Source organism: Microcoleus sp. Pol12B5 (assembly GCF_036701335.1).
GTDB lineage: Bacteria > Cyanobacteriota > Cyanobacteriia > Cyanobacteriales > Microcoleaceae > Microcoleus.
Map to the genome: position 1 here is coordinate 1 of NZ_JAUBQQ010000146.1, position 2,417 is coordinate 2,417.

Below are 2,417 nucleotides of genomic sequence, written 5' to 3' on the forward strand. Positions count from 1 at the left end.
TCTGATCGAGGTTGTGCAGTTTGGCATTGTTGTCAAAAAGTTCGGCTTGAGAAATTGGGATGTATTTTAGGCTGAGTAAGTCGCTCATAGTGTGGCAATGGTTTATTCCAAATAAACGAAAATAAATTAAAATAAACGTAAATCACGTATTTTTATCATAGGATAGATTTTGCCAAAAACAAAAGGACAGTCAAAATATACTTCAGCTAGGGCCATTCCCGCAGTGGCTGAAATGATTTTTAACGGAGCTAGCCAAGGCGAAGTTGCGGAACACATTGGCGTAACACCGCAGCGCGTTTCTCAATATATGCGTACAGACCTTTACAGAGAAACGCTTGACAAACTAGAAAGAATTAAAAATAGGTGTGTAGCAGACTATGCTCAACAGCAGGTTGATCGATACAACGACGAGTTTGAGGAATGGTTTAAACTGTCAAAAACCATGAGCGGAGTAAACACAGCCGCGTATCAAAAGTTAATGACAACAATCAACTCCGCTCTTGACGCTGCACTCGCAGAAGCCAAACCAAAAAATAATGCAGAAAAAATCAAAGTAACCGAGAGCTTAAAAAATTTATGTAACTTAACTAGAGCCGCGATGATGCTTGAGCAACAAATAAACGCTGCATTTAATCAAAGGTTGGGAACAGATGAACTAAGCAAAAGATTAAGTGCTGATAAAGATACAGAGGTATAATGCGAAAGAATTATTTAGCAATTAAAGCCGCTAGTCGAATTCTTGATCGCACCGGATTGAATCATGCTCAAACAATTAAACAAAATCTATATAACGTCCCTGAAGACTTCCAGGAGTTTGCTCGTTTGTGTCGCATTCGATCGGGCAAAAAGATTATCCCTTTTGATTTGTACGACTATCAGATCGAACTAGCTAAATTATTGGATACCTACAGGGGTATTATAGTCTTTAAAACTCGACAACTTGGAGCAACAGAGACAATTGCTTGCAAGTTCCTGCACAAAGCAATCCTAAATCCTGCATACGTTGCAGGCATTTTGTCTATGGGTCAAGAGGAAAGCTCTAACGTGGCTCGGCGTATCCGTAAAATGCCAGCGGCTATTCCTAACTTTCAGTTTGCCACCAATAACCTGAAAGACTTAGAACTCAAAGGCGGCGGGCGCGTGGTGTTCCGACCTTCAACGGATAACGCTATTCGATCTCTAGAATCGGTCAGTGATTTGTTGTTTGATGAAAGCGCGTTTGTAGACAACGCTGAGGAGATTTACTCGTCGGCCGTTCCCGCGCAAGAAATGGTAGGCGCTGAGGCTCGAACGGCAATTGTTTCAACGATGTCTCAGTCTGGTAAGTTGTCTTGGTTTTGGAAGATGTTTGCTAGCAACAATGGGGCGATCGATGCCGAGAGAGTCTGCGCCAGAGTTCGCGAAAATTTAGATGAACCCTACCAATTTTGGGTAGATGATACCGGGTGGGCAAAGGCTGTTTTGCACTGGAAATCTCATCCAATATATTCGCAAATTCCTGATTATTTAGAGAAGACTAGGGAAGAAAAAAAATTGACTGAAGACAAGGTGCAACGAGAATATAACTTGGGAATTCCCGCATCGGGGGCGTCTCTATTCCAAGCTGATTTGGTCAATTTGTTTGCGGTTGGCAACTGGTTTCCTCCTAGACGGGATAGAGTTTATCTAGCAGGTATAGATCCCAATTTTGGGGGGACAGACTATTTTTGTATGCTGATCTGGGATGTCACTGAAGCTCCGTATCAGTTGGTCAGCCAGTACCGAGACAACAGTCACAGCAACAGCTATCACCAAGAAAAAGTGCTGCAACTGCTGGATGCGTATCAACCAGCGATTACCGCAATCGAGTCAAACTCAGGCGGTGCAGTGATACTTGAGGATTTAATTGTCGCCCGATCGTCCCTGCGATTTGAAAAGGTCAACACTTCGGCAGTGTCCAAGCGAGTTAATACCGATCGGCTGGCGATCACGCTTGAGGGCGGCACGGTTTGTTACCCACCGGATTGGGAAGGAATAGAAGAAATGAAAAACTTTTCCACCAAAGAACGAAAAGCCGTTGCGGGTCACGATGACTGTGTGATGGCTTGGGCGGCGGCTTGGGTTTGGATTGGGGAGTTGATAACTGCCGAAGAGAATTTGCTGGCGCGGGCGTTTGGGTAGCCGAATTAGCAAAGGTAATCTAAACGGTTAACGAGTTATCTATCGCAAATTTTTGAATTTATGTGTGCATAAACTCTGAATAATTCACTAAGAAGATGGTCTACTAGCGAAAAACAAAAGCCCTCTTATATCATCCGTAATTGAGTTTTCTTTCTGTTCTTTGGTTGCTCCACGGGCTTCTCCACTTTGAAGGTAGAATGAACGATCAGCTTGCATCTTCATGATCCAGTCGTTGAACTCTTCTCGTTTAACTTGTT

Annotated in this window: 2 protein-coding genes; both read left to right on the plus strand. The window is 43.3% G+C overall.

The window, feature by feature from the left end; translation table 11 throughout:
• Nucleotides 1-169: 169 nt before the first annotated feature.
• Entirely contained in the window at nucleotides 170-697 is a 528-nt protein-coding gene (locus tag QUA24_RS27010) for a hypothetical protein (protein WP_333233481.1), read from the plus strand.
• Nucleotides 697-2,160, plus strand: coding sequence for a phage terminase large subunit family protein (locus QUA24_RS27015; RefSeq protein ID WP_333233483.1), 1,464 nt, complete (start codon nucleotides 697-699; stop codon nucleotides 2,158-2,160). The genes QUA24_RS27010 and QUA24_RS27015 overlap by 1 nt, the downstream gene beginning before the upstream one ends.
• Nucleotides 2,161-2,417 lie beyond the last annotated feature (257 nt).

Coding starts and splice junctions, on each gene's coding strand:
- QUA24_RS27015 (WP_333233483.1), top strand. CDS start 697: ATGCGAAAGAATTATTTAGCAATTAAAGCCGCTAGTCGAATTCTTGAT.